This is a genomic window from Aromatoleum buckelii (assembly GCF_012910785.2).
Classification (GTDB): domain Bacteria; phylum Pseudomonadota; class Gammaproteobacteria; order Burkholderiales; family Rhodocyclaceae; genus Aromatoleum; species Aromatoleum buckelii.
The window spans coordinates 635632-661116 of sequence record NZ_WTVH02000009.1 but is presented as its reverse complement, the minus strand read 5'-3'; the positions used below and the strand labels follow the sequence as shown (position 1 = coordinate 661116).

The 25485-nt window shown below is 62.2% G+C and carries 29 protein-coding genes; 7 read left to right on the top strand and 22 right to left on the bottom strand.

Annotation, left to right across the window (positions count from 1 at the left end; translation table 11 throughout):
- Window positions 1-56: 56 nt before the first annotated feature.
- Window positions 57-1466: an MBL fold metallo-hydrolase RNA specificity domain-containing protein gene (locus GO608_RS09300; RefSeq protein ID WP_169200294.1), complete on the bottom strand. Its 1410-nt coding sequence runs from the start codon at window positions 1464-1466 to the stop codon at window positions 57-59.
- 145 nt (window positions 1467-1611) lie between these two features.
- Between GO608_RS09300 and GO608_RS09295 the strand changes: the two genes are divergently transcribed.
- Complete coding sequence (locus GO608_RS09295; protein ID WP_169200293.1) at window positions 1612-2055, top strand: universal stress protein; 444 nt, start codon at window positions 1612-1614, stop codon at window positions 2053-2055.
- 52 nt (window positions 2056-2107) lie between these two features.
- Here the strand turns inward: GO608_RS09295 and GO608_RS09290 are convergent, their stop codons facing one another.
- From GO608_RS09290 to GO608_RS09235, 12 genes are all read right to left on the bottom strand, one after another.
- Entirely contained in the window at window positions 2108-2347 is a 240-nt protein-coding gene (locus GO608_RS09290; RefSeq protein ID WP_169200292.1) for a hypothetical protein, read from the bottom strand.
- Between the two features lie 23 nt (window positions 2348-2370).
- Window positions 2371-2883 (bottom strand): FixH family protein, encoded by a 513-nt coding sequence (locus tag GO608_RS09285; RefSeq protein WP_169200291.1) that lies wholly within the window; start codon window positions 2881-2883, stop codon window positions 2371-2373.
- A gap of 14 nt (window positions 2884-2897) precedes the next feature.
- Window positions 2898-4331 carry a cytochrome c oxidase accessory protein CcoG gene (gene ccoG / locus GO608_RS09280; protein ID WP_169200290.1) on the bottom strand — a complete coding sequence of 478 codons (1434 nt, stop codon included), beginning with the start codon at window positions 4329-4331 and terminating at the stop codon, window positions 2898-2900.
- Between the two features lie 83 nt (window positions 4332-4414).
- Window positions 4415-5317: a cytochrome-c oxidase, cbb3-type subunit III gene (gene ccoP, locus GO608_RS09275; RefSeq protein WP_169200289.1), complete on the bottom strand. Its 903-nt coding sequence runs from the start codon at window positions 5315-5317 to the stop codon at window positions 4415-4417.
- 3 nt (window positions 5318-5320) lie between these two features.
- Complete coding sequence (locus GO608_RS09270; protein ID WP_169200288.1) at window positions 5321-5500, bottom strand: cbb3-type cytochrome oxidase subunit 3; 180 nt, start codon at window positions 5498-5500, stop codon at window positions 5321-5323.
- 17 nt (window positions 5501-5517) lie between these two features.
- On the bottom strand, window positions 5518-6156 hold the full coding sequence (ccoO, locus tag GO608_RS09265) for a cytochrome-c oxidase, cbb3-type subunit II (RefSeq protein WP_169200287.1): 639 nt from the start codon (window positions 6154-6156) through the stop codon (window positions 5518-5520).
- Between the two features lie 15 nt (window positions 6157-6171).
- Window positions 6172-7596, bottom strand: coding sequence for a cytochrome-c oxidase, cbb3-type subunit I (ccoN, locus tag GO608_RS09260; protein WP_169200286.1), 1425 nt, complete (start codon window positions 7594-7596; stop codon window positions 6172-6174).
- Between the two features lie 399 nt (window positions 7597-7995).
- Window positions 7996-8193: a cbb3-type cytochrome oxidase assembly protein CcoS gene (ccoS, locus tag GO608_RS09255; RefSeq protein WP_169200285.1), complete on the bottom strand. Its 198-nt coding sequence runs from the start codon at window positions 8191-8193 to the stop codon at window positions 7996-7998.
- Window positions 8193-10682 (bottom strand): heavy metal translocating P-type ATPase, encoded by a 2490-nt coding sequence (locus GO608_RS09250; protein WP_169200284.1) that lies wholly within the window; start codon window positions 10680-10682, stop codon window positions 8193-8195. Before GO608_RS09250 ends, ccoS begins: the two co-directional genes overlap by 1 nt.
- A gap of 193 nt (window positions 10683-10875) precedes the next feature.
- The gene (locus tag GO608_RS09245) at window positions 10876-11643 is read right to left on the bottom strand and encodes a 3-hydroxyacyl-CoA dehydrogenase (protein ID WP_169200283.1); all 768 of its coding nucleotides are present in this window, start codon (window positions 11641-11643) and stop codon (window positions 10876-10878) included.
- Window positions 11644-11732: 89 nt separating this feature from the next.
- On the bottom strand, window positions 11733-12350 hold the full coding sequence (locus GO608_RS09240; protein ID WP_425532294.1) for a CoA pyrophosphatase: 618 nt from the start codon (window positions 12348-12350) through the stop codon (window positions 11733-11735).
- 89 nt (window positions 12351-12439) lie between these two features.
- Window positions 12440-13096, bottom strand: coding sequence for a retropepsin-like aspartic protease family protein (locus GO608_RS09235; protein WP_169200282.1), 657 nt, complete (start codon window positions 13094-13096; stop codon window positions 12440-12442).
- A 190-nt stretch (window positions 13097-13286) separates the two neighbouring features.
- Between GO608_RS09235 and GO608_RS09230 the strand changes: the two genes are divergently transcribed.
- Window positions 13287-13850 carry a GspH/FimT family pseudopilin gene (locus tag GO608_RS09230; RefSeq protein WP_425532293.1) on the top strand — a complete coding sequence of 188 codons (564 nt, stop codon included), beginning with the start codon at window positions 13287-13289 and terminating at the stop codon, window positions 13848-13850.
- A 4-nt stretch (window positions 13851-13854) separates the two neighbouring features.
- Here GO608_RS09230 and GO608_RS09225 read toward each other — a convergent pair whose 3' ends face one another.
- A complete protein-coding gene (locus tag GO608_RS09225) occupies window positions 13855-14886 on the bottom strand; it encodes a sensor histidine kinase (RefSeq protein ID WP_169200280.1) in 1032 nt (343 codons plus the stop codon).
- 271 nt (window positions 14887-15157) lie between these two features.
- Here GO608_RS09225 and GO608_RS09220 point away from each other — a divergent pair, with 271 nt between their 5' ends.
- Genes GO608_RS09220 through GO608_RS09200 form a run of 4 tightly spaced genes read left to right on the top strand, consistent with a single transcriptional unit; the run spans window position 15158 to window position 18087 of the window.
- Window positions 15158-15574, top strand: a complete 417-nt coding sequence (locus tag GO608_RS09220; protein ID WP_169200279.1) for a type IV pilin protein — start codon at window positions 15158-15160, stop codon at window positions 15572-15574.
- Window position 15575: 1 nt separating this feature from the next.
- On the top strand, window positions 15576-16097 hold the full coding sequence (locus tag GO608_RS09210) for a GspH/FimT family pseudopilin (protein WP_169200278.1): 522 nt from the start codon (window positions 15576-15578) through the stop codon (window positions 16095-16097).
- Complete coding sequence (locus GO608_RS09205; protein ID WP_169200277.1) at window positions 16091-16828, top strand: PilW family protein; 738 nt, start codon at window positions 16091-16093, stop codon at window positions 16826-16828. Before GO608_RS09210 ends, GO608_RS09205 begins: the two co-directional genes overlap by 7 nt.
- A gap of 8 nt (window positions 16829-16836) precedes the next feature.
- Window positions 16837-18087, top strand: a complete 1251-nt coding sequence (locus tag GO608_RS09200; protein WP_169200276.1) for a pilus assembly PilX family protein — start codon at window positions 16837-16839, stop codon at window positions 18085-18087.
- A 504-nt stretch (window positions 18088-18591) separates the two neighbouring features.
- On the opposite strand, the gene GO608_RS09195 is transcribed toward GO608_RS09200, so the two are convergent.
- Window positions 18592-19623: an IS630-like element ISAzo33 family transposase gene (locus tag GO608_RS09195; RefSeq protein WP_247002968.1), complete on the bottom strand. Its 1032-nt coding sequence runs from the start codon at window positions 19621-19623 to the stop codon at window positions 18592-18594.
- Between GO608_RS09195 and GO608_RS09190 the strand changes: the two genes are divergently transcribed.
- A complete protein-coding gene (locus GO608_RS09190) occupies window positions 19588-20583 on the top strand; it encodes a hypothetical protein (protein WP_169199427.1) in 996 nt (331 codons plus the stop codon). The genes GO608_RS09195 and GO608_RS09190 overlap by 36 nt on opposite strands.
- Before the next feature lie 41 nt (window positions 20584-20624).
- Here GO608_RS09190 and GO608_RS09185 read toward each other — a convergent pair whose 3' ends face one another.
- From GO608_RS09185 to GO608_RS09155, 7 genes are all read right to left on the bottom strand, one after another.
- Window positions 20625-20912, bottom strand: coding sequence for a hypothetical protein (locus tag GO608_RS09185; RefSeq protein WP_211159479.1), 288 nt, complete (start codon window positions 20910-20912; stop codon window positions 20625-20627).
- 202 nt (window positions 20913-21114) lie between these two features.
- Window positions 21115-22659, bottom strand: coding sequence for a cytochrome B6 (locus tag GO608_RS09180; protein WP_169199428.1), 1545 nt, complete (start codon window positions 22657-22659; stop codon window positions 21115-21117).
- Window positions 22660-22904: 245 nt separating this feature from the next.
- Window positions 22905-23105 (bottom strand): YjfB family protein, encoded by a 201-nt coding sequence (locus tag GO608_RS09175; protein ID WP_169199429.1) that lies wholly within the window; start codon window positions 23103-23105, stop codon window positions 22905-22907.
- 12 nt (window positions 23106-23117) lie between these two features.
- The gene (locus GO608_RS09170) at window positions 23118-23603 is read right to left on the bottom strand and encodes a YajQ family cyclic di-GMP-binding protein (RefSeq protein WP_169199430.1); all 486 of its coding nucleotides are present in this window, start codon (window positions 23601-23603) and stop codon (window positions 23118-23120) included.
- A gap of 13 nt (window positions 23604-23616) precedes the next feature.
- Window positions 23617-23952: a pyrimidine/purine nucleoside phosphorylase gene (gene ppnP / locus GO608_RS09165; RefSeq protein WP_169199431.1), complete on the bottom strand. Its 336-nt coding sequence runs from the start codon at window positions 23950-23952 to the stop codon at window positions 23617-23619.
- A gap of 13 nt (window positions 23953-23965) precedes the next feature.
- Window positions 23966-24196, bottom strand: a complete 231-nt coding sequence (locus GO608_RS09160) for a DUF2788 domain-containing protein (protein WP_053422179.1) — start codon at window positions 24194-24196, stop codon at window positions 23966-23968.
- 12 nt (window positions 24197-24208) lie between these two features.
- Window positions 24209-25438, bottom strand: a complete 1230-nt coding sequence (locus tag GO608_RS09155; protein WP_169199432.1) for an argininosuccinate synthase — start codon at window positions 25436-25438, stop codon at window positions 24209-24211.
- Window positions 25439-25485 lie beyond the last annotated feature (47 nt).

The window sequence follows — 25485 nt, the reverse complement described above, 5'->3', positions numbered from 1 at the left end:
TCGTTTTGGGGCGAATCGCTGCATCCTGCAATCGCCGCCGAAAGGAGCCTGCTCAATCAATCCAGCGCGTAGACGTTCCCCGGTGCAGGAATCGTAATCCCGGCCCACTGCAGCCGCGAGGCGAGCGCCTCGGCAAACGCTGACGCGGCTTCCTGTTCACCATGAACCACGAACGTCCGGCGCGGCGCCTCTTCGATGTGCCCGAGCCACTCGAGCAGCTCCGGCTGGTCGGCATGGGCGGAGAGTCCTCCGATCGTATGCACCTGCGCACGCACTGCGATGGATTCACCGAACAGCGTGATCGTGCGTGCTCCGTCGACCAGCCGGCGACCCAGCGTCCCTGCCGCCTGAAAGCCGCAGATCACGATGCTGCACTCGCTGCGGCCGACGTTGTACTTGAGGTGGTGACGGATACGCCCGGCTTCGCACATGCCGCTTGCCGAGATGATGACCAGTCCCGAGGGCTGTGCGTTCAATGCGATCGAGTCCTCGACGTCCTGGACGAAACGCACGCTGATCCTTTCCGGATGGGCGCGAATCCAGGCGAGCAGGGACCGGGTTTCCTCGTCCCACAGTTCGTCGTACTGCAGGGTCAGCTCCGTCACGGCCGATGCCATCGGAGAATCGACGACGACCTCGAGCCGCGGGATCTTCCCCGCCCTGACAAGATCGGCAAGAACAAAGATCACCTCCTGCGTGCGCCCCACGGCAAACGCAGGAATGATCACGTTGCCGCGCCTTTGCTCCAACGTATCGCGCAGGACGTGAATCAGTTCCGACTCAGTAGCCCCGATGGGACGATGCGCACGATTGCCATACGTCGACTCGATGCACAGATAATCCGCCCGCGGGATCTTCACCGGATCCCGCAACACCGGTCGCATCGGTCGCCCCAAATCGCCACTGAAAACCAGCCTGCGCGACGTTCCGCCCGTTTCGATGTCGATTTCGACGATCGCCGAACCGAGGATGTGGCCTGCCTCGCGGAACCGGTAGCGCACGCCGGGGTGCGGAACGATCTCTTCGTCGTAGGCAACCTTGCGCAGGCTCGCGAGGCTCTCGCGCGCCTCGTTAACCGTGTAGAGCGGCGCTGCCGACCAGCCGTGCCGCGCGTTCTTTCGGCGGCTGTTGCGGACCGCCCACTCCGCCTCCTTCTCCTGTATGTGCGCCGAATCGAGCAGCATCACGCCGAGAAGGTCGACTGTCGCAGCGGTCGCATGGATTTTTCCCCGGTAACCGAGCGAAACCAGCCGTGGCACAAGCCCCGAATGATCGAGGTGAGCGTGGGTCAGGACAACGAAATCGACTTCGCAGAGGTCGAAGTCGAGCGCCTGCAGGTTCTTTCGCGTCGCATCGCGGCCGCCCTGGAACATGCCGCAATCCACGAGGAACATGCCACCCTCGTGGCGCACCCTTGCACACGATCCGGTAACCTCGCCGGCGGCGCCGAAAAATGTCACGTCCATAGCCCCTCCCGCAATGCGGGTAGCTTGTTCTCATATCCCTACGTGCTGGTTGACCTGTGTCAATCGTCCGCCGCTGCCCGCAGCGCGCCATCGCGCCCGACGTGGCTATAATCAATCGTCCATCAAAAACCGAGGGAGCAACGCGATGTTCAAGCACATTCTCGTCCCCACCGACGGCTCGCCGCTGTCGGAAGGCACTGTCGCACGGGCGGTTTCGTTCGCTAAGGATGCCGGCGCGCGGATCACCTTCTTTTATGCGCAGCCCGATTTTCCGATGCCGATCTACGGCGAGGGCGCGCTGATCGATCCGACCACACCGGAGCAGTTCGCGAAATCGGCCGAAGAGGAAGCGAGGAAGATCCTCGGCAAGGCCAAGGCGGTGGCAGATAGCGAAGGGGTCGCTGCCGACACCGATACGCTCGTCAACGAAGTGCCGTACGAAGCGGTCATCGACGCGGCGAAGCGGCACGGCTGCGACCTGATCTTCATGGCTTCACACGGTCGCCGGGGAATTGCCGGCCTGTTGCTGGGCAGCGAGACGCAGAAAGTGCTTACCCACAGCAATATTCCCGTGCTGGTGTATCGCTGAGATTGACGGCCGGCAGGCGAAGCCCGCCGGCGGCGGGTCTCGCTGCAGCGAGCTAGGGCTGCTGCCGGTTCAGCTCTTCCGGACTGCGCAGCAGAAACAGCGTTGCCAGGCTGGAGACGGCACAGACGATCCAGAAACCGAAAAACCCGATCGAATAAGTAGCCGTCAGCGAATATTCAACAGGTTCGCCAAGAAAATACAGGGTCTTGGGATCGACAACGGTAAAAAAAACCGCTTCGGCAATGCCTGCGACAAGAAACGAAGGCCACAGGACCTGGATCCATTTCAGCACGTGACACCCCCTTCGCCAGTCAGTTAAGAATCCGCGGGGACTATCCGGATCTCCGCGCCCGTCGGCCCGAGGATGGTTTCACTGAGTCGCCACGTCTGCGCCTCGTCCTCGAGCTGAATCAGCCAGCGACCCGTCGATAGCGGTGCGACAGCCCCGGCGAACGTCCCGTCGCGCCCTTTAAGCAGGAGCTTCTGATCCTGCCCGGCGCGCGTCGGATGCGCGATCGTCAGCACGACTGTCGGGGGCAACACGATTCCCTGCGCGGCGTCCAGCCGAATGCTGACCTCCTCCGCGCGAAGCCGGAGATCGGCGACGAGGCCCATTTCGCGTGCCCGGACCGAGCGCCCGATGGTTTTTTCGATTGTCTTGCCCTGCTGGTAGTAATCGTCCACCACCAGCCCGTCCCAAGTGGTGATGGCGAGCCACAAGGTCACTGCGCCCGCAAGCACGGCGGTCGCCGGGATTGCGATCAGGAACCACGGCCAGCCCTGCCGATACCAAGGCTGAATGTCTTTCGTCAGAACTGCTGTGCGCATTCGATCGATCCCTCTTAGCGCGGCAAATGGAAAGTCGTGTCTTCCTGCACCGACACGGACGGATCACCGCTCATGCCGACATCGAAGACGATTTCGTGCGAACCCGGCGCCCCCGCTTCGGGCGGCACCCGCACATGCACTGTCACGGATTCGGTCGAGGCCGGAGCGATGCTCACCTGCCGGACGCCGTCGATGCGAATCCCGTCCAGGCCCGACACGGCGATGTCGAACACACGAGGAGTCTCGAGCATGTTCATGATCTGCAGCTGGTAGACGTTCTCGATCAAGCCCCCTTCGACTTCGCGTGCGAGAGTTGCCCGATCGCGGATCACGTCCACTCGCAGGTCGGAACGGGTCGCCAGGCCCCACAGCAGCGCGATGCAAACGGACGTCAGGATCGCGCTGTAGATCAGCGTTCTCGGCCGCAGCACGTGCGCGACGATTTCCTTTCGTCCCCAGTGCTGCTTGAGCGCATTGTCCGTGGAATAACGGATCAGCCCGCGCGGATAGCCCATGCGGTCCATTACGCCGTCACAGCCGTCGATACACGCCGCGCAACCGATGCATTCGTACTGCAGGCCCTGCCGGATGTCGATCCCGGTGGGGCACACCTGGACACAGATCCCGCAATCGACGCAGTCGCCCAACCCGGACGAGCGCGGTGCGACGCCTTTCCTGCGCGAGCCCCGCGGCTCGCCGCGCTCCTGGTCATAAGTGATGACGAGGGTGTCGGCATCGAACATCACGCTCTGAAAACGTGCATAGGGGCACATGTACTTGCACACCTGCTCGCGCATCACTCCCGCGAAAAGGTAGGTGAAGCCGCCGTAGAACAGGATCCAGAACATTTCCCATGGCCCGAAACTCAGCGTCCTCGCCGCCTCGAGCAACTCCTCGAGCGGCGTGAAATACGCCACCAGCGTGAAACCGGTCCACAGCGACAGAAGAATCCACGCACCGTACTTGGCCGAGCGGATCGCAAGTTTTCGCGCTCCCATCGGCGCGCTGTCGAGTTTCTTGCGCTTGAGATGATCCCCTTCGATCTTCTCCTCGATCCACATGAATATTTCGGTGTACACCGTCTGCGGACACGCGTACCCGCACCACAACCGCCCCGCAATCGCGGTGAAGAAGAACAGCGCAAAAGCGGAGATGATCAGCAGGATCGCGAGGTAGAACACGTCCTGCGGCCAGAACACCCAACCGAAGATGTAGAACTTGCGCTCGGTCAGGTGGAACAGCACTGCCTGCCGGTCGTTCCACGTGAGCCAGGGCAGGCCGTAATAGAGGATCTGCGTAAACCACACCAGGATCCACCGCCAGGTCGCAAAGCGGCCGCTCACCGAACGCACATGGAGCTTCTTCCGTGCAGCATAGAGGTCGTCGGACTCGGCGGCCGATTTGTCGCGCGGGGAAGGGAACTTCCGAAGAGGTATCGGGGCGGTCATATATCGCTATATCCGTAAATTCTAATTTCTCGGGCTTGAATTCCCCGGGTCGCCCCCGGGGAATCCCTGCTGCCCGAAACGGTTTACTGCGCCGGCTTGTTCGAGAGGCCGTACACGTACGCCGTCAGCAGGTGCACTTTCGCCTCGCCGAGGAATTCGCCGAACCCCGGCATCCGGTTCATCCGGCCCTTCGTGACCGTTTCCATGATCGTCGCCTCCGAAGACCCGTACAGCCAGGCGTCATCGGAAAGATCAGGAGCGCCCATCGCCGGCATCCCTTTCGCTTCGGCTCCGTGACAGGCCGCGCAGTTCTGCTGGAACAGCTCCGCACCCCGCTGCGCGCGCAGCGAGTCGTGCGCGAGGCCGGACAGCGAGCGCACGTAGTTCGCGACATCCTTCACGCCGCCGGCGCCGAGCGTCGGACCGAGAGGGGGCATCACGCCGATCCGCCCGTTGGTGACGGTGGCCTTGATCGTCTCCGGATCGCCGCCCCAGTGCCAGGCCTTATCGGTGAGGTTCGGGAAGCCTTTCGCCCCGCGCGCATCCGACCCGTGGCACTGCGCGCAATAGGTCACGAACAGCCGCTGCCCCATCCCGCGGGCCTCGGGGTCCGCCGCCACTGCCGCCACGTCCATGCCCTGGTACTTGGCGAAGATCGGCGCGTAGCGCTCTTCCGCCTTCCGGATTTCCGTTTCGTACTGCCCGACCGACGCCCATCCGAGCAGGCCTTTCGCGTTGCCGAACCCCGGATACAGGATCAGGTAGACGACTGCGAAAACCAGCGTCAGCCAGAACAGGTACAACCACCAGCGCGGCAGCGGGTTGTTGTATTCGGCGAGGTTTTCGTCCCAGACGTGGCCGTGCAACTCCACTGGGCCAGTCTCGCGCTTGTTGTTCGACATCAGCACGAACAGGCAGAACAGCAGGCTCAGGGCCACCAGGCCCATCACATACACGTTCCAGAAACCGCTAACAAAGTCAGCCATTTTTTATCCTTCCTTGGCTTGCCGGCCACCATGCGGCATCGGCGCATCATCATCGGTGAAGGGAAGCAGCGCCGCTTCATCGAATCCGGCCCGGGCACGTTTGCTGTAGGCCCAAAAACAGATGCCCAGGAAGCAGGTCAGGCCGAGCACGGTGATGAGGGATCGCAAATCGTTGATATCCACGGCGCTTCTCCTGTTCTTCACTTGAAGTTCGAAAGCGCGGTACCCAGCCCCTGCAGGTACGCGATCAACGCTTCCATCTCGGTCTTGCCTTCGAGCGCTGCCCGGGCCCCGGCGATTTCCTCGTCGGAATACGGATGACCGAGGGTGCGCAGCACCTGCATTTTCTGCTCGATGTCGTCCGCCTTGACCGGACGTTCGAGCCACGGGAACGCAGGCATGTTCGATTCCGGCACGACGTCGCGCGGATTGTTGAGGTGCACCCGGTGCCACTCGTCCGAGTAGCGACCGCCGACGCGCTGCAGGTCTGGGCCGGTCCGCTTCGAGCCCCACTGGAACGGCCGGTCGTAGATGAATTCGCCGGCGACCGAGTAGTGGCCGTAGCGTTCGGTCTCGGCCCGGAACGGCCGAATCATCTGCGAGTGGCAGTTGTAGCAGCCTTCGCGGACGTAGATGTCGCGCCCGACGAGCCGCACCGGATCGTACGGCTTGACGTTCAGCTGGTTGCCTTGGCGATCGATCGGCATCGTTGTCGACTTCTGGAAGAACAGCGGGACGATCTCGACAAGACCACCGACGCTCACCGTCAGCAGCGTGAGCACGATCAGCCAGCCAACACTGCGCTCGATAAAATCGTGATTCGATTTGGATTTGGCCATGTCACGTTTCTCCGATCAGGCGTGCGCAGCGGCGGGAAGCACGACGGGAGCGTCGTACGCGCGGTGGCCGGCCATCGTTTTGACCATGTTGTAGAACATGATGAGCATGCCGGTCAGGAAGAGCACGCCGCCTGCCAGGCGAATCGACCAGAACGGGTAGCTCGCCTTGACGCTCTCGACGAACGAGTACGTAAGGGTGCCGTCCGGATTCGTCGCACGCCACATCAGCCCCTGCATCACGCCGGCAATCCACATCGACGCGATATACAGCACGATGCCGATCGTCGCGATCCAGAAGTGGGCATTGATCAGGCCCGTCGAATACATCTCGGTCCGGCCGTACATGCGCGGCAGGAGGTAATACATCGAGCCGATCGAGATCATCGCGACCCAGCCGAGCGCGCCCGAATGGACGTGACCGACAGTCCAGTCCGTGTAGTGCGACAGCGCGTTCACCGTCTTGATCGACATCATCGGACCTTCGAACGTCGACATGCCATAGAACGATAGCGCGGTGATCAGGAACTTCAGGATCGGGTCGGTGCGCAGTTTGTGCCACGCGCCGGACAGCGTCATGATGCCGTTGATCATCCCGCCCCACGACGGCGCCAGCAGGATCAGCGAGAACACCATGCCGACGGACTGGGTCCAGTCGGGCAGCGCGGTGTAGTGCAGATGGTGCGAGCCGGCCCACATGTAGGTGAAGATCAGCGCCCAGAAGTGCACCACCGACAGGCGGTACGAATACACGGGGCGCTCTGCCTGCTTCGGCACGAAGTAATACATCATCCCGAGGAAGCCCGCGGTCAGGAAGAAGCCGACCGCGTTGTGGCCATACCACCACTGCACCATCGCGTCCTGCACGCCGGCGTACGCCGAATAAGACTTGGTCAGCGTTACCGGAAGCGCGGCGCTATTGACGATGTGCAGCAGCGCGACCGTCAGGATGAACGCGCCGAAGAACCAGTTCGCGACGTAGATGTGCGAGGTCTTGCGCTTGGCGATGGTGCCGAAGAACACGATCGCGTAGGACACCCAAACCACCGCGACCAGGATGTCGATCGGCCATTCGAGCTCGGCGTATTCCTTGCTGCTCGTGATGCCGAGCGGCAACGTGATCGCGGCCAGCACGATGACCAGTTGCCAGCCCCAGAACGTGAAAGCCGCGAGACCCGGCGCGAACAGCGTGGTATGGCAGGTGCGCTGAACGACGAAATACGACGTCGCAAAGAGCGCACAGCCGCCGAACGCGAAGATCACCGCGTTCGTGTGAAGCGGACGCAGCCTGCCGAAGTGGAACCATTCCGCGACGTTGAGTTCCGGCCATACAAGCTGTGCCGCGATGATCACGCCGACCAGCATGCCCACGATTCCCCACACCACTGTCATGATGGAGAACTGGCGCACGACTTTGTAGTTGTAAGTCGCTTGCGATTGCATGTAACTGCCCCCCTGATGAAAAACCTTTACGCCCGGTCTGCAGTCATCGACGCACTAGCATCCGGGACGAACGCGTCAATGCACAACACCGCTGATCGGCCGTTGACTTAGGTCAACATTATATTGCACCGCGCAATCGGGCGGAAGCATATGGAGCACCAATCGCGCAAAAAAACCATGTTGGAAACATGGTGAAAATCGCAGGCAAAAAAAAGGGTGCGTATCGAACGCACCCCCAACCCCAACAGAGAGACATGAATACCAGCTGCCGGAATGCCTCCCGAAATTTCGCGGCGACACCCGTAAAAACCATGGAAAAAGTATGCCCATCTCGGCCGGATGAAGTTTTGACCAGGATCAACAAAGAGTGTCCCCGGCAGTGCCGCGAGGTGCTCCGCCTCACTTCGGCGCCTCGCGGTCGGTGCCGTCCGGCTGCTTCTCGGCAGGCGGTGGCGCATCGCGGTCGTCCATCAGCACCCGGTACGCCGGACCTTCCATATCGTCGTACTGCCCTGACTTGAGCGACCACCAGAAAATCACGCCGATCACGAAAACCAGCACGACCGAGAGCGGGATCAGGATGTAAAGGCTTTCCATCAGCGAACCCCGCTCTGCGGTTGGCGCTGCAGGCGCAGCGCGTTGAGAACGACGAGCAGCGAGCTCCCGGCCATGCCGATGCCCGCCATCCACGGCGTGACCAGGCCGGCCATCGCGAGCGGCACCGACGTGAAGTTGTACGCGAACGACCACCACAGGTTCTGCCGGATGATCCGCAGCGTGCGGCGCGAAAGGTCGAGCCCGCGCCCCAGCCCGGCGAGATTCTCGCTCAACAGCACGATGTCGGCTTCGTTGCGGGCGAGCTCGGTGCCGCCGCCCATTGCCACCGACACGTGGGCCTGGGCAAGCACCGGCGCATCATTGACGCCGTCGCCGACCATCGCCACCACTGCCCCGGGAGCACGCTGCAGCCTCGCCAGGAACTGCTGTTTGCCCTGAGGCGTCAGCCCGCCGTGAGCGTCATCGATACCGAGACCCTGCGCGACCGCATCGACCGCGCCGGGCGAATCGCCGCTCAGCACCGTCATGCGCACTTTCTCTGCGAGAAGCTTCGTCGTCAGCTGCGCCGCTTCCTCGCGCGGCACGTCCGCGAGGCGGAACAGACCGAGCCATTCGCCGGTTCTGCCGAGCGCGATCACCGACCCGCCCCGCGCCTCGAATTCCGCGCACCGCGCGGGTTCGAGGAGATCCAGTTGCGCTGCGACGTAGGCCGGGCGTCCGATCGCATGGCGCACGCCATCGATCCGCCCCGCGATGCCTTGCCCGGTTTGCGCGATGACCTCATCGACCGCGGGCAGCACGTCGTCACCCCCGACGCGGCGCAGTGCCTCGGCGACCGGATGTTCGGAATCGCGCTCGAGCGCCGCTGCCAGCACTCGCAATTCGGCTTCGCCAAGCTCGCCGAGCGGCAGGACTTCTTCGAGGCTCATCCGCCCCCGCGTTAGCGTGCCGGTCTTGTCGAAGACGAAGTGATTCGCGCGCCCGAGCGTCTCGATCGCGTGGCCGCGCGTCACCAGCACTCCGATTCGGGCCAGCGCGTCGGTCGCTACCGTCAGCGCCGTCGGCGTGGCCAGCGACAGCGCACAAGGACACGCGACCACCAGCACCGACACGAACACCCACAGCGCCCGCCCCGGCTCGATGAAGTACCACGCGAGACCCGTCGCGAACGCGAGCACCAGCAGCGCGACGATGAACACGACTGCGACGCGGTCCGACTGCTGCGCGAGGCGGGGCTTTTCGCTCGCGCCGCGCTCCATCAGGCGGCGGATCGCCGCGAGACGGGTCGAGTCGCCGACCTGCTCGACGCGCACCGTCAGCGGACTCGAAATGTTGATGCTGCCGCCGGTGACCGGGCTCCCGGCAAACTTCGGCACCGGCAGGCTCTCGCCCGTCAGCAGCGCCTCGTTCGCCTCGCTGCGTCCGTCGACGACGACGCCGTCGGCGGGCATGACTTCACCGGGACGCACCCGCACGAAGTTGCCCGGTACCAGTTGCGACACCGGCACGCGCTCCCCGTCCGGCGCCGGCCAGCCGGGCAGGCGCTCGGCAAACGCCGGCAACACCTTGCCGAGCTCCTCGACACCGCGCACCGCTTTCTGGCGCGCGACCATCTCCAGATAGCGCCCGCACAGCAGGAAGAACACGAACATCGTCACCGAGTCGAAATACACTTCGCCGCCCCCGACGAGCGTCGCCCACAGGCTTGCCGCGAACGCACTGCCGGCTCCGAGCGCCACCGGCACGTCCATGCCGAGGCGGCGCAGCTTCAGGTCGCGCAACGCCCGCTGGAAAAACGGCGCCGCGGAATACAGCACGACCGGAAGCGTCAATAGCAGGCTCGCCCAGCGCATCAGCTGCTCGATGTCCGGCGCGAGGTCGCCTTCCGGCGCGATGTACGCCGGGAACGCGTACATCATCACCTGCATCATGCCGAAGCCGGCGACAAAGACGCGCCACAGCATCGACCGCCGCTCGCGCTTGCCGATCTGCTCCGAGCGCTCCGCGTCGTACGGATACGCGCGGTAGCCGATCGCCTGGATCGCGGAGAGGATCTCGGACAGCTTGACGCGCCGTTCGTCCCAGCGCACCCGCGCACGCCGGGTCGCATAGTTGACCTCGACCAACGAAACGCCCGGCTGGCGCGCGACATGCTGTTCGTTCAGCCACACGCACGCCGCGCAGGTGATGCCTTCGAGGATCAGCGCCGCTTCGCGCTCGTGCTCGCCGATCGGCTGGACGAAGGTTTTCTGGAAATCGGGATGATCGAACAGCCCGAGTTCCTGCAGTTCGGCGGGCAGCGCCTCCTTCTGCGGCTCGGGCATCGCGTCGCGATGGCGGTAGTAATCGGTCAGGCCATTGGCGACGATCGACTCGGCGACGGCCTCGCAGCCGACGCAGCACATGCGCCGCGACGCGCCGTCGATCGTCACGTAATGGTGCGTGTCGGGCGGGACCGGCAGGCCGCAGTGATAGCAGTCCTGCTCAGGCAACGATGCTCGGACAGACTCGATTTCGGAAGCGCTCATCAGGGAAACACCGAGGGCGGCAAGGGCGGCGAGTGGGCGGCCCCCTCCGTCCGGTCAGGCAGCGAAACGTCTTTTAGCACACTTGATGTCCCGCCGCTATTGCAGTGCAGCAAAACTTGCGGCACGCCAACCCCGAAGAGCCGCAATCGTCGCACGCGCCGCTTACCGTCGCCGCGGCGCCGTCCGCTTCAGCTCATTTCGCTGTCATGCGAATCGCGCCGTCGAGGCGGATCGTCTCGCCGTTGAGGTAGGCATTCTCGATGATGTGGCGCACCAGCGCCGCGTATTCCGCAGGCCGTCCCATGCGGGACGGGAACGGTACGGTCCTGCCGAGGGAATCCTGCACTTCCTGCGGCATGCCCATCAGCATCGGCGTCTCCATGATTCCCGGCGCGATCGTCATCACCCTCACGCCGAAGCGCGCCAGCTCGCGCGCCACCGGCAACGTCAGTCCGACGACGCCCGCCTTCGATGCCGCATACGCGGCCTGGCCGATCTGCCCGTCATAGGCTGCGACCGACGCGGTGCTGACGATCACGCCACGCTCGCCTTCGTCGTTCGGCGCCGCCTTCGTCATCACGTCCGCCGCGAGGCGCATCATGTTGAAGCTGCCGATGAGGTTGACGGTGATCGTGCGCGCGAACGATTCGAGCTGGTGCGGTCCCTCGCGGCCGACGACTTTTTCGGCCGGAGCGATGCCGGCGCAGTTGACCAGCCCGTGCAGTGCGCCGAAGCCGGACACCGCGCGCTCGATCGCCGCCTTCGCGCTCGCCTCGTCGGTCACGTCGGTCGCGACGAACGCCGCCGCGGCGCCCAGCTCGGCCGCCAGCGCCTCGCCCGCGTCACGATTCACGTCGGCCAGCACCACTTTGCCTCCGGCGCCGACCAGCATCCGCGCAGTCGCCGCCCCCAGCCCCGATCCGCCTCCGGTGACGACGAACACACCATTTTCGATCTTCATTGCGAGACTCTCCGTGAATGCCGCCCGGATCCGGGCGTTCGAGGGCGCAACATAATGTCCGTTGACGTCAACGTCAACCTCGGCGAGCGCTACACGGGCGCCTCGCCACCGAGAAACCGGTACAGCGACACCAGGATTCCCGCCGTCGCGCCCCAGATGAAATACCCTTCGTACGGCATCGCGTAATACTGTCGCATCCGGCCCTGGTACTCCATCGTGTGGCGCTCGTGGTTGGCCGGATCGAGGAAATGCGCCAGCGGCACTTCGAACGCTTCGGCAACTTCGAACGTGTCGAGCTTGAGCTCGAACGGCGGATGCACGAGCCCGACCACCGGCGTGATCCTGAAGCCGGTCCCGGTGAAGTATTCGGGCAGCTCGCCGAGCAGCTCGATGCGTTCCGGATCGAGACCGGTCTCCTCCTCCGTCTCGCGCAACGCCGTCATCACCGCCGAGACGTCCGCCTTCTCGACCCGCCCGCCCGGAAAGCTGATCTGGCCCGGATGATGGTGCAGATGATCGGTGCGGCGCGTCAGCAGCACGGCGAGCCGTTCCGGGCGCAGGACCACCGGCACCAGCACCGCAGCCGGGCGAAACTCGCCCCGGTGGGAGCCGTCTTCGCGCACCGGCGCCATCTGCGGCGCATCGACAAACCGGCGCCGCAGCCCCTCGGCATCCAGTGCCGCTTCCATGAGCTTCTTTTCGATCACTCGTCTTACCTCTCCAGAAAACGCCCGGCGGCCACGGATTTTCTTGTCCCGTTCGCGGGCGGAAACGGCAAAGCCGTTTCCTGGGGCGTTCAGTAGCGCTTGCGCAGCACGAGCCGGTCACCGTCCCGCTGCATGTCCATGCGGCCGAGAAAAGTCATCCCGAGCAGCACGAACGGCAGGTCGTTTTCATGCACCAGTCCATCGACGCCGTGCACCACGATGTCGCCGACGCGCAAGGTATCGAGCCGCACTTTCCACACCATTACCGGCCCGCTTGCCGTCTGTGTGTGGGCCGGCATGCCGCGACGGTAGTCGATGCCGGCCCGCCGCGCATCCGACATCCCAATCGACACCATGCTCGCGCCGGTGTCGACGAGAAAACGCACCGCGGCGCCGTTGATCGTGCCGTTCGCGAAGTGATGACCGGAGGAATCGGCAAAAAGACTGGCTGTCGCCGATTCCGCTTGCGGCCCGTCGGCGCGCAACACCGCCTGCCCGAGCGCAATCCGGCGCGGCGTGCGGTCAACCTCGACGACCGCCGTCTCGCCGCGCACTTCGATCAACCTGACTCCCTCGCGCGTGCGCTCGCCGACGGCCAGCGTCTTCGGGGCGCCACCATCGACGATCAGCACCGCCTTCGCGCCGAACACGCCGACCAGCTCGACCTCCGCGCCGAACGACGCCCCGGCGCAAGCCGTCCCGAGAGACGCCACCGCAACCCGGCACAGCTTGGAAATCTGCCGCATCGATGACCTTCGAAGAAGAAATTGCGCCTCGAACCCGCCCTGCGAACCGCTCTCGAGACAACCAAGAAAGGTTACCGACGAATACCCGATTGCACCAGCAGGACGGGCTGATCCCCGACTTGGGCCGAGGTTGTGATGGTGCTGGAAAACACGATTTGCATAATACGCCCTGCTGATTTATATATTTGTCATGAATCGGAAAATGCACGGGCTCACCCTCGTTGAACTCATGGTGACGATCGCGGTGGCTGCGATCCTTTATTCAATTGCGCCGCCGCTCCTCGCCAGCTTCCTCGAAGCCAGTCGCATCAGCGGTGCGGCCGACCTCCTCGTCACGCAACTGCACTACGCAAGAACGGAGGCGATACAACAGAGCGCGCCCATGTTCGTAACGTACTCGATGAAAGACACGGTCAATTGGAGGATGGGCATTCACGACCACAGCCAGTGCGACACTTCGCTGTCCAACCCGGCGCAACCCGATGCATGCACCATCCCCTCCAGCGGCGGCAGAGCGCTCACGGTGCTCGACGGGGCGCAATTTCAAGGCATCACCGCCAGCGCAAACCGCAATGCCACCCGGTTCGACCCGATTTCGGGCACGACGCTCGGCACGAACGTCACCCTCTCGTTGCGGTCACCCGGCGGCAAGGAAATCAAAGTGATCGTCAGCAACGTCGGCCGAATCCGGACCTGCTCGCCGAAAACAGCAGTAGCGAAAGTGACCGGGCATCCTCCCTGTCCAGACGGGTGACCCATCAAGAACGAAGCACCCCCTCCTGATGCTTGAGCAGCGGAAGCTGCACGCGCACGATAAAGCTGTCTTCCTGCTGCCAGGTTCGCAGCTGCGCTTCCGCATCGAAATGCAAAGCTAGACGCTCCGCTATGTTTGCCAGCGCGATCCGGTTTCCCGCAGGGGTTCCGCTCGTTGAATCCGTGATCGTGTTCTGCACTTCGATATCGAGAACCCTGCCCCGGCCCCCGATTCGGACCCGGATCTCGCCACCGTTTTCGGATGGTTCCACGCCATGCCTCACCGCGTTCTCCAGCAACGGTTGCAGCAGCAACACGGGCACAGGGACTCCCTGCGGGGCGCCTTCGCAGTCCCATGTCACGTGAAGACGTTCACCGAGGCGAAGCTGTTCGATCTTCAGGTAAGAGCGTGCAAGGCGGATCTCCTCGGCAAGCGGCACCAGCGAACGAGGCTCCGCGAGCAGCACCCGGAACAGGTCGGACATGTCGAGCAGGACCTGCTCCGCGAGGCGCGCGTCGCGCCGAACGAGCGATACAGCGGTATTGAGGCTGTTGAACAGGAAGTGCGGCCGGATGCGTGACTGCAGCGCCATCAGGCGCGCCTCGGGCAGTGCAGGAGAAAGCACACGTTGCCGCCAGTTGAAATACGCCAGTAGCAACCCGGCCAGCATGGCCGCGAATACTGCCGCCTTCACCGCCCCTCCCGTAGGCGCGCCGCCGACCCAGGCGCGCACGCCCAGATCGAGCGCTCCGGAAACCGCCGCCGCAACACCTGCCACCGCCCACACTCCCCTCCTGTACGGCAAACGGCCCAGCGACGGCGAGAGCAGAAAAAGCAGCAGCACGACGAGCAACAGCGAGGACTCGAACAACAGTCCCGACTCGGTGATGTGCAGCAGCACGGCAAAGCCCTCCGGTGCATGAGCCACCAGCGCGACACTGCTCGCAAACTCCGCGATGACCAAAATCCGCAGCATCACTCCCAGATTGCGGAAATCGGGGAGCGTCACGCTGTTGCCGGAGCCCGCATAACCCATGCTGTCATACCTCGAAATTGCGTCGTCGCGCCGGGTGCCGAGCCAACTGCCCTGCCGACTTGCGACACCTTAATATCCTCAGTCGATACACCGCTGCCAGTCATCGCGCCGTACGTGCCGCCTGTCGAGCTTCTCTCGCACGGCTCTGTAATAAAGTGTAAGACTATGTCAGAGTCCGGAGGGCCTTCGACACGTCCGCGCCGACCTAGGCCGCTTCGAACTGAAAAGCCGCATTTCCACCAACCCAAACTCCAGCCATTCGGAGAAACACATGAAGTCCAGAACAGGCGGATTCACGCTGATCGAGCTGATGATCGCCGTGGCGGTAGTCGCAATTCTCGCAGCCATCGCCGTTCCGTCATATATGGAATCCATCCGCAAGTCGCGCCGGTCGGACGCAACGACCTCACTGGCAAAGATCCAGCTGGCGCAGGAAACATACAGATTGAATAACACTACTTACGGCACCTTGGTCCAATTGGGGCTGGCCGACCCGCTTCCGTCTACTGAGGGCTATTACACCATCGCACTAAGCGCGGTTTCAGCGATTGGCTACACCGCAACGGCGAGCCCGGTGAGCGGAAAATCCCAAGCTGCAGACACCACCTGCACAACGATCACGATGACCGTGACCGGCGGCGGTAATACGGTAAGCAACGGACCGACTGCCGCCTGTTGGAGTAAGTAACATGGACGATGGCACCCGCAGTTCAGGTTTCACATTGATCGAGTTGATGGTGGTGATTGCGGTCGCCGCAATCCTCGCAACCATCGCCGTACCGTCGCTTAATGATTTCATAAAGAAAGCAAGGGTTCGGGGCGCAGCGGAAGCGCTTCACACCGATCTCACTTATGCTAGGTCCGAGGCCGTGCTGCGCAATCGGCAGATTACGGTTTCGATTACCCCCGGCGAAGACTGGTCTTACAGCGTGAACGACACGGATCCTGGCTGCGCAACGCCGGCAGACTGCGTAATCAAAACGGTTGCAGGCAGCGCGTTCAATGGCACGATATTGACGTCAGAATTTACATCACTGACCTTTGATGGCACGCAGGGCACCATCACCGACGCCGTCGGCGGCACTATCGGCGTAGACACAATTTTGGTTGGAAACAGCACAGGAAAGGCGGGCGTCAAGCCTATGCCAATTTCAGTGAAGCTCTGCGCGCCTTCGACCGATGGCGCATCCATGGGGTACCCATCATGTTGAAACCCCAACGCTCTACGCAGAAAGGTCTGTCGCTCGTCGAACTGATGGTCGGCGTCACCGTCGGCTTGGTCGTGATGACCGGCATCACAACGTTTTTTGTCAACTATCTGCAAAACAACCGGCAATTGATTCAGATGGCGCGTCTCGATCAGGAGATGCGGACGGCAATGGACATCGTCGCACGCGACATTAAACGCATGGGCTACAAGCGTGACGTTCATCTCGATATCCTTAATCTGACCCAGGATTCGAGTTCCCGGGCTGCGACTTTTCCGATTTTCCTGAATCCGCAAGCCGATATTAGCGGAAGCGAGATCAAATTCTGGTACGACGAGAACTCGGACGACACCTTGGATACCGGTGCGACTACCGAGCAGCATGGCTACAGGTTGGACTCGAATACGCTTCAGCGTCGGGACGGAGGTACTTGGCAGGCCATTACCGACCCAAACGTCACCCAAATTACCGAATTCGCGTTAAGCCGAACCTATCGTTGCATCGACATCGATGGAGACGATCCTGCAAATGGAGGTCCGGCGGTCTGCGCTGGAACACCGCCCACCCCTTCGAAAAGCCATGATGGTGCTCATTTCGTCACCGAGATCGCAATCACGATGTCGGGCCAGTTGAAAGCTGATAGCGCCGTTAAACGGACGTTGAATGAGCGGGTGCGAGTGCGCGCCGACATCTTCAAGGGGGGTGCCGCCGAGTCCACCCCTCCCGCAACATGAGGTCCGCTATGAATAAGCGCAGGAACACAATTCGGATGCGCCAGCACGGCGTTGCAATGATCGTCGCGCTCGTGCTGCTTGTCGCGGCGACCCTGACCGCCCTGTTCACGAATCGCAATCTGGTATTTGGCGTGAAAAGCCAGGCCAATCAGATCAAGTCAATCATGGCTCAGGAAGCGGCGATGGGCGGGCTCGAAGCATCGCTGGCGGTGCTGGCAAAAAAAACGAATCGCGAGAAGCTGCTAATCGGATCGCCCTCAGATCCAGTGACCGACCCATGGTACGACGGTACGCTTTACGGTTTCTTCCTCGACACGAGCAACACCCCGAATGGCCTCGTGGATGAAGTAAGACTCGCCGCTACGACCGACGGCACCATGCCAACGGCACCAGTTGGCGTAAACATCAGTTCCTTTCAGGCTCGCTTCAAACGCTTGAGCACCCCCTCCACAATCACGGATCCCAACAGGGCGATCCTGATCAACGTGTTGGGTTGCGCCGACGGACAGGCGCCCGGCGCGGCTGCTTGCACGTCCCGAGCCTTAGCGACTCAAAGCGTAGTATTCAAACCGAGCATGGTCTCAGCCCCCTCTGCTGCGCTCACGGCGAAAGGGAATGTAAGTTTCAGCGGAAACGTCACCATTACCAACACAGAGGCCGCCACAAACGGCACCACGGTCCACGCCGGAGGCACCTATACCTCGGATGGCAGCGCAGACCTGGTTACGGTGCCGGGTACCCCCCCGGAAGCGAGCGTCGCAAAAGAGGATTCAACGCTTTCAAATTTGACCGGTGATCGATTTTTCCAAGGTTTTTTTGGCGAAAGCAAGGACAGCGTCAAGGCGGAAGCCGTGCAGATAGATTGCAATGGCCCTTGTCCGAGCGCGATCGATAGCGTGGACGGGCAAGGCAAGGTCATCTGGGTGAATACCACGAGCGGAGCACAAATTAACTCGAACGTTACAATTGGTACCGCCTCGGAGCCGGTGATCCTGATCGTCGACGGACCCTTGCAAATAAACGGCAATGTCGTCATCTACGGAGTAGTTTACTGCAGTGCGTTTACCTGGAACAACTCCGGAGGTGGCACTTCACAGATCATCGGGGCAGCCATTGCCGAGGGGAATTTCCAAGCAACAGGCACCCCGAATCCGACTTATGATTCCAATGTTCTTAATAACGTCAAACGTAATCTAGGCAGCTATGTGCGAATTCCGGGCGGATGGAAGGACTGGTGTAACGACTGCGATTTTCACTGATTGGTGAGATTTTATCGTTACGTCACACTGGAGAAACAATTATGAAATCTGGCTCTTCGCTTCGATCAACCTTCACCGCCAAAAATCTGCAAACCGGCAGCAGTCTGATCGAAGCTCTACTTGCTCTTGTGATTCTCGGTTTCGGGTTACTCGCAATCGGAAAATTCCAAATTACCCTCGCCGATGCGATCGGAACCGGTCGGGACCGGGTGGAGGCGCTGTTCCTTGCGCAGGAGCAGATGGATCGGCTACGGGGATTTGACGTAATCGATGTTCCGGCAACTCCCCTGGCCTCGAATTTCGCGTATGCCCAAATCGCCAACGTTCCGAGTGCGGCGATCAACAACAGCAATTACGTCGCAGCCTTCAATCGCGGGACGACGGTAACCGCCAACTCGGTTAGTCTGACTTGGGCAGGAACGCCTTCCGTCACCGTCACTCCTGACCTCAAACTGGTCCTGATCGACATGACTTGGAATACTAACTTTTCAATAAGTAGTGTCACTATAGAGTGTATTGACACTCTGGTTGCCGGAAGAATGACTTCACGAGCTCGGGGAGTTTCTGAATGCTGCGCAGGGCCCCGAGTGCGAGGCGCTTCATGTCCTCCTTGCTCTCGACCACCTGGCGCGAAACCTTGCGCTTCACATGCGCCCAGACCGTTTCGTCCGGGTTCAGGTGCGGCGAATACGGCGGCAGGTAGAACAGCTTCAGCCGGCCGCCGAGGCTGTCGACATAGGTCTTGATCAACTTTGCCTTGTGGATCGGATGACCATCGACGATGACGAACACCGGCTTCTGAGCGCCGATCATCAAGCGCTTGAGGAACTCCAGAAAGACCTTCGCACCGACCGAGCCTTCATGCAGCATGAACCGAAACTCGCCCTGCGCGCTCACCGCCGAGATCATGTTCAGCGAAAAGCGCCGGCCGGTGGCCGTCACCACCGGCGTCTGGCCCTGCGGCGCCCAGGTGGTGCCGGTGTGGTAGTCGGAACGGATTCCCGACTCGTCGGCGAAGTAGATCGTCGCGCCCGTCGCACGCGCTTCGGCGCGAATGGCGGGATAGGTCTCGGTCTCCCAGGTCCGCACCAGCACGGGATCCTGCTGCCAGGCCTGATAGAGCGGTTTCTGGGCGCTGAAGCCCAGGATCTTCATGAGCCGGTGGACCGAGGAAACCGACAGTTCCTTCTTGAGCTGACGATTGATCAGGTGACGGATCAGCGTCAGCGTCCACAGCCCGAACTCGAACTTGAACTGCTGCGGGGTGTGGTCGCGGACCGCGCGGGCGAGCCAGGCCATCTCCTCGGCGCTGAGCCTGGGCGGACGTCCCGGGATCGGCTTGGCGAGCAGGGCGTTCTGGCCGCCGTTGGCGAAGTCGGCCAGCCAGCGGAAGACGCTGCGAGGATTCACGCCGAACGAGGCGGCGACGCTCTGCACGGTCTGCCCCTCACGCACCGCTTTGATGGCCTGCTGCCGCATCACCTGCAAGGTGTGATGATCGTGGGCGCGACCGTCGGAAGTTCGCTTGCATTTCATGCCGCATATTATCGCCTATATGGCATTACTTTCGGGAAAGTTAGTAACAAGCAAGGCGCCACCCGAACTCTGACGCTACCCTCTATCATAGCCAAACATGATCCGGCCGACGCAGCGTGGCTAATTGCGTGCCAGACCGATACCGACATCCGCTGCGGCACCAAGGATGTCATCAAGACGCCATACAATCGCAACTTGCGCATTCCTTATCCTGCAAAGGATCTAACGGGTGGAAAAAGCGCTTTCGCCCCCCCCGGATCACCGAATGTACGGCTTGTGTTCAACAACGATACAGGGATCATCGAGTACCGCTGTACCGATAAGGACGCAACTATTAGTGATGACGTTCTGGCAGATCTAACTACCGGCAACTACACCGATTGCACGGTTTTGAAGGGGTACCTGCTTTCCGGATATATCAGCGCGGGAAAGAGCTCAAGAGCTCCCCCAGAATTCCTGAATATCGGCACGACTAGCATATCTACAGACACAACCACGATCGGGGGTCAGACAACCATTTCAGCAGCGGCGAATATCGATCCAGGCACTCTTGTCGACGAATGCTTCGACGACAGCGCCCTTCCAAACACGCCCGATCCTGCCCCAGTCCCGCCCGATCCAACAAAGAAGATGAATCGGGACATCATTTCCTACAGCTGCGTTATAACACCCGTCGACAATGATGGCGATTTAGCCACACCGCCGGTCTGGTCAGGTACGCTTACGGTAGATTTCACGGGAACGGGAGCTAAAGTCGGGGCTGAGAATGAATCGGGTGTCAAGGTCTGTCGCTTTGGTGTCGAAGGCGTTAGTGACGGCAGTATCGAGTCGAACCGCGCTCACCCGTCGTCTTATCTCACGGTGACAGAAAGCCTCGAGAATCAGAACTTCATCGTGATTAAGCGCAATGCGACCTGCAACGAGGATGACGAAATCCCGCATCAAACGGTCAGCGAGTGAGAGACGACAGGGAAAAGTCTGGCTTATTTACCCATACGTCATCAAAAATCCATCAGTTTACTGAGCCGCCGAAGCTCCTCCTCGAATCCCGGCGGCAGGTCGGGTTCGGGGCCAGCGGCCACGTGGCTTTCGAGATCGATCACCGGTTCCACCGGAGAGAATTCCTGCACTGGGGCGGGGGTGGGGACCGCTGCGGCGCCTACCTCTGTCCCCGATTTCACTCTCGCAATCAGCTGATCGTGCCTCAGGACTTTTTCGGCGTTCTCTCTCAGCGACCGCTTGTTGTCGTCGTGCTTCCTGCGCATGATTCTGTTCAGGATTCCAATCACTCTTCAGACGTCCCTTTGCTTGTGAATCGGAGCCTCGATCGGGCGGTGGGGCTGTCGATGAAGGGCCATAGTCTACTCGACGAGCGGCTGGGATGACCCCCGGAGGGTGAGACCGTCGCCGATCACCCAACGGGATCGCAGCCCCGCGTCGCGGGAGGAGCGGCGCAGCCCTCCTGAACTGCGCCCCCTCCCGCCTTTTTCCCTACAGCTGCCGCATGAATGCGACCAGGTCGGCTTTCTCCTGCCCGTTCAGCTTCAGCGCCAGCACGAGGTTGAAGAACTCGACTGTGTCCTCGAGCGTGAGGCAGCGCCCGTCGTGCATGTACGGCGGGCTGTCCTTGATGCCGCGCAGCGTGAAAGTCTTGATCGGTCCGTCGCCCGGCTCGTCGAGGAAGCGTTCGAGATGCAAGTCGTGCATCTGGTGGTCGAGGTAGGCGGGCGGCTCGTGGCAGCCGGCGCAGCGGCCTTTGCCGAAAAAGATGGCCTCGCCGCGCAGCTCCTGCTCGGTCGCCTTGGCCGGGTCCAGCCGCCCTTCGACGTTGAGCTTGGGCGTCGGCGGAAAGTCGAGCATGTTTTGCAGCTGCGCCATGTGGCTGACGTGGATGCGGTCGAAGATCGTGAACCCTTTTTTCATCGCGTGGATCGGGTCGCCGTTGAAGTAGGCGGTGCGGAACTCGAACTCGGTGAAATCCTCGACGGAGCGCAGGCTGCGCTTGGAGCCATGGATCTGCTGGTTGAAGAGACCGCGCAAACTGGTCGTATCGAGGCGGAAGCGCCGTTCCTGCGGGCGGTCGTCCGGGTTCAGGTGGAATTGCCCGGTCGTGTGGCCGTTGACGTGGCAGTCGAAACAGGCGACGCCCAGGCTCGGCTGTGCGCTCTTGCGGTCGTCGGTCGCGTTGAATTCTTCCTGCGGGAAAGGCGTGACGAGGAGGCGCAGTCCGTCGAGCTGAACCGGCGTCAGGATGCCCTTGAACAGGCGGTGGAAGTTGTTGATCGACACCACTTCGCCGCGCGACACGTCGCCCAGCTCCGGGCGGTTCTGCAGGAAAATCGCTGGCGGGAATTCCGGCAGGAAAGCTTCGGGCAGGTCGAACTCGACGTCGAAGCGCTCCAGCCGCGGGAACATGTCGATCTGCATCTGCGGAAACACCTGGCCGCCGGTGGCCTGCTTCGGATGAGGCAGCGACGGATAGGGGAAGAGGCCGCGCTCGCGGATCTGCTCGGGCGGCATTTCGGCGAGGGCATCCCAGTCGACGCCTCGCGCAAGACGTGCGGTCGGCCCGACCGGCAGCGGCTTGCCGCGGGACATCCGCGCTTCCGGGTCGAGGCGAGGCGTCAGGTCGTAGCGGCTCGCCAGCAACCCGCGCTGGGTCTGCATGACCTCGGCGCGGGCGGCGACGTCGGCGCGCATCGTTTCCTCGAAAGTCTGCATCGGCTCCTTGGCGTTCAGGGGGTCACGGGCGAAATCGAAGCCCAGCACGCGGCCATTGTCGGGCTGGTTGCGGAAAGCCGGCGACAGCGGCGCACCCTCCGGGGGGTTGAACACGTTCGACCGGTCATGTTCGGACAGGCGCTGCTCGGGGCGGGTGATCGGGACTTGGCCGGGGGTTTGCACTTCGGCCGCTGCATCGCGGGGCGCCGCGGCGGGGCGGTCGGGAGCGTCCTGGGCATGACTCGGTGCTCCCCCCGTCAAGAGGGCGGCGACCACAACACTGGCACCGAAAACCGGGCTACGTCGTCTGTTCATCGATCTCTCCTTTGGCTGTCCCCGGAAGCGTCGCACGCGGCCCCCCGACCGTCCCCCGAGGCCCGGGGCGGTCACCAGTTGGAACACTAGACGCTGAACAGCAGGATTGTTATGACGAACAGGATGTACATCGACTACCAAAAACGGGTAGTCGACGTCGGAAATGCAGGGTTTCCCGGGGGGAGTTTTCCGAGAATCGCCCGTCGCTTCGACGCCGGATCGCTCGCGCCGCGACGCGCACAAGGTCAGACGAAGATGTCGATCGATCCGCCAACGGTTGCGCCGGGAGTGGGCGCGACCGCGGGTTGGGGGAGCGCCTGAAAGAGCTGCGCGGCGTGGGATTGCTGCACGTCCATCGCCTTCCTCAGGACCAATAGCGAAGCTTGCGCCTGGACGGTGGCTGCGCTATTTGCGGAGGCGGTGGCGGCGATCGCGGCGACGTTCATCGGCGGGCGCCGTCAGTCGCGGAAGTTGCCGAACTGCAGCGGGAAGTCGGTGATGTCCTTCTTCACCAGCGCGATCGCTTCCTGCAGGATGTCGCGTTTCGCGCCCGAGACGCGGATCGCTTCGCCCTGGATCGCGGCCTGGACCTTGAGCTTGCTGTCTTTGAGCAGCTTGACGATCTTCTTCGCGAGGTCCTGCTCGACGCCGACGCGGACCTTGAGCTCCTGCTTGAGCTTGTTGCCGCCGATCTTCTGCAGGTCGCCATATTCGAGGCAGCGCACGTCGATCTTCTTCGCCGTCATTTCGGGCAGCAGGATCTGGCGCATCTGGTCGATCTGGAAGTCGCTGTCGCCGAACAGCGTCAGCACTTTTTCGCCCTGCTCGACCCGCGCGTCGCTGCCCTTGAAGTCGTAGCGGCCGCTGATCTTGCGGTTGGCGACGTCGACCGCGTTCTTCAGCGAAGGCAGATCGACTTCGGACATGATGTCGAAGGATGGCATGGCTCGACTCCGGTCAGCCGAAGTGGCAGACGTAGTGGTACGGTTCGCCGGCAACTTCGATGTCGAAGCTGGAATTGGCCGGTACCTTGAAGGACTCGCCGGCGCCGTAGACGTTCCACTCGCCCATTTCACCGTTGGCCCCTTTCAGGCGCACGCGGCAGCTCCCGCCGACCCCTTCCATGATCTCGGGCGCACCGGTGTTGAACGTCAGCGTTGCCGGCAGGATCACGCCGACGGACTTCTTCGTGCCGTCGGCCAGCACGATGCCGTGGCTCACGCATTTGCCGTCGAAATAGACGTTGGCCTTGGTGGCGACAGTGACGCCGTCGAACTTTTCGGTGAGGCTCATGATTGCTGCTTTCCTATTCGATGCCGAGAAATCTCTGGATGAAACTCTTCGCGACGAAGCCGACGAACCCCAGCCCGAGCGCGATGAACAGCCACACGGTGCCGTATCTGCCGGCTTTCGACTGCTTCGCGAGGTTGCCGATGATGAACAGCATGTACACGATCAGCGCAGTCAGCAGGATCTTGAGCGACCAGTCCTCGAACTCCGCGATCGTCAGTCCGAAGATGACTGCGTCGCCGTCCATCGATCGGCCTCCTTAGCCGCGCTTCGTCTTCGCATTCGCCGCGATGCGCATGCGCAGTGCGTTGAGGCGGATGAAGCCGTGCGCGTCCTTCTGGTTGTAGGCGCCCTGGTCGTCCTCGAACGTCGCGATCGTCGGGTCGAACAGCGAATCGGTCTTCGAGTCGCGCCCCGTTACGATGACGTTGCCCTTGTAGAGCTTGACGCGTACCCAGCCGTTGACCGATTCCTGCGTGTTGTCGATCAGTGCCTGCAGCGCGCGACGCTCCGGGCTCCACCAGTAGCCGTTGTAGATCAGGCTGGCGTAGCGCGGCATCAGGTCGTCCTTGAGGTGCGCAACTTCGCGATCGAGCGTGACCGACTCGATCGCACGGTGCGCGCGCAGCAGGATCGTGCCGCCCGGGGTCTCGTAGCAGCCGCGGCTCTTCATGCCGACGTAGCGGTTTTCGACGAGGTCGAGGCGGCCGATGCCGTGCTTGCCGCCGAGCTCGTTCAACTTCGCGAGCAGCTCGTGCGCCTTCAGGCGCGTGCCGTTGATCGCGACGAGATCGCCACGCTCGAATTCGAGGTCGACGTACTCGGCCGCATCCGGCGCCGCTTCCGGCGACACGGTCCAGCGCCACATCGACTCCTCGGCTTCCGCAGCCGGATTCTCGAGGTGGCGGCCTTCGAACGAGATATGCAGCAGGTTCGCGTCCATCGAATACGGCGAACCGCCCTGCTTGTGCTTCATCTCGATCGGGATGCCGTGCTTCTCGGCGTACGCGAGCAGCTTCTCGCGCGACAAAAGATCCCATTCGCGCCACGGCGCGATGACTTTCACGCCCGGCATCAGCGCGTAGTAGCCGAGTTCGAAGCGGACCTGGTCGTTGCCTTTGCCGGTCGCGCCGTGCGACACGGCCTCGGCGCCGGTCGCGCGCGCGATCTCGATCTGGCGCTTGGCGATCAGCGGGCGGGCGATCGACGTGCCGAGCAGGTATTCGCCTTCATAAACAGTGTTGCAGCGGAACATCGGGAAGACGAAGTCGCGCACGAACTCTTCGCGCAGGTCGTCGATGAAGATGTTGTCAGGCTTGATGCCGAACTTCAGCGCCTTCTGGCGCGCAGGCTCGAGTTCCTCGCCCTGGCCGAGATCGGCCGTGAACGTCACCACTTCGCACTGATAGGTATCCTGCAGCCACTTCAGGATGACTGAAGTATCCAGCCCGCCCGAATAGGCAAGCACCGCTTTCTTGACGTCGCTCATGTCGATTTCCGCTTTTTCCGATTTCCGCTCAACAGACAGGCCGCAGC

Coding starts and splice junctions, on each gene's coding strand:
- GO608_RS09300 (WP_169200294.1), bottom strand. CDS start 1,466: ATGGACGTGACATTTTTCGGCGCCGCCGGCGAGGTTACCGGATCGTGT.
- GO608_RS09295 (WP_169200293.1), top strand. CDS start 1,612: ATGTTCAAGCACATTCTCGTCCCCACCGACGGCTCGCCGCTGTCGGAA.
- GO608_RS09285 (WP_169200291.1), bottom strand. CDS start 2,883: ATGCGCACAGCAGTTCTGACGAAAGACATTCAGCCTTGGTATCGGCAG.
- ccoG (WP_169200290.1), bottom strand. CDS start 4,331: ATGACCGCCCCGATACCTCTTCGGAAGTTCCCTTCCCCGCGCGACAAA.
- ccoP (WP_169200289.1), bottom strand. CDS start 5,317: ATGGCTGACTTTGTTAGCGGTTTCTGGAACGTGTATGTGATGGGCCTG.
- ccoO (WP_169200287.1), bottom strand. CDS start 6,156: ATGGCCAAATCCAAATCGAATCACGATTTTATCGAGCGCAGTGTTGGC.
- ccoN (WP_169200286.1), bottom strand. CDS start 7,596: ATGCAATCGCAAGCGACTTACAACTACAAAGTCGTGCGCCAGTTCTCC.
- ccoS (WP_169200285.1), bottom strand. CDS start 8,193: ATGGAAAGCCTTTACATCCTGATCCCGCTCTCGGTCGTGCTGGTTTTC.
- GO608_RS09250 (WP_169200284.1), bottom strand. CDS start 10,682: ATGAGCGCTTCCGAAATCGAGTCTGTCCGAGCATCGTTGCCTGAGCAG.
- GO608_RS09245 (WP_169200283.1), bottom strand. CDS start 11,643: ATGAAGATCGAAAATGGTGTGTTCGTCGTCACCGGAGGCGGATCGGGG.
- GO608_RS09235 (WP_169200282.1), bottom strand. CDS start 13,096: ATGCGGCAGATTTCCAAGCTGTGCCGGGTTGCGGTGGCGTCTCTCGGG.
- GO608_RS09230 (WP_425532293.1), top strand. CDS start 13,287: ATGAATCGGAAAATGCACGGGCTCACCCTCGTTGAACTCATGGTGACG.
- GO608_RS09225 (WP_169200280.1), bottom strand. CDS start 14,886: ATGGGTTATGCGGGCTCCGGCAACAGCGTGACGCTCCCCGATTTCCGC.
- GO608_RS09220 (WP_169200279.1), top strand. CDS start 15,158: ATGAAGTCCAGAACAGGCGGATTCACGCTGATCGAGCTGATGATCGCC.
- GO608_RS09210 (WP_169200278.1), top strand. CDS start 15,576: ATGGACGATGGCACCCGCAGTTCAGGTTTCACATTGATCGAGTTGATG.
- GO608_RS09205 (WP_169200277.1), top strand. CDS start 16,091: ATGTTGAAACCCCAACGCTCTACGCAGAAAGGTCTGTCGCTCGTCGAA.
- GO608_RS09200 (WP_169200276.1), top strand. CDS start 16,837: ATGAATAAGCGCAGGAACACAATTCGGATGCGCCAGCACGGCGTTGCA.
- GO608_RS09195 (WP_247002968.1), bottom strand. CDS start 19,623: ATGAAATGCAAGCGAACTTCCGACGGTCGCGCCCACGATCATCACACC.
- GO608_RS09180 (WP_169199428.1), bottom strand. CDS start 22,659: ATGAACAGACGACGTAGCCCGGTTTTCGGTGCCAGTGTTGTGGTCGCC.
- GO608_RS09175 (WP_169199429.1), bottom strand. CDS start 23,105: ATGAACGTCGCCGCGATCGCCGCCACCGCCTCCGCAAATAGCGCAGCC.
- GO608_RS09170 (WP_169199430.1), bottom strand. CDS start 23,603: ATGCCATCCTTCGACATCATGTCCGAAGTCGATCTGCCTTCGCTGAAG.
- ppnP (WP_169199431.1), bottom strand. CDS start 23,952: ATGAGCCTCACCGAAAAGTTCGACGGCGTCACTGTCGCCACCAAGGCC.
- GO608_RS09160 (WP_053422179.1), bottom strand. CDS start 24,196: ATGGACGGCGACGCAGTCATCTTCGGACTGACGATCGCGGAGTTCGAG.
- GO608_RS09155 (WP_169199432.1), bottom strand. CDS start 25,438: ATGAGCGACGTCAAGAAAGCGGTGCTTGCCTATTCGGGCGGGCTGGAT.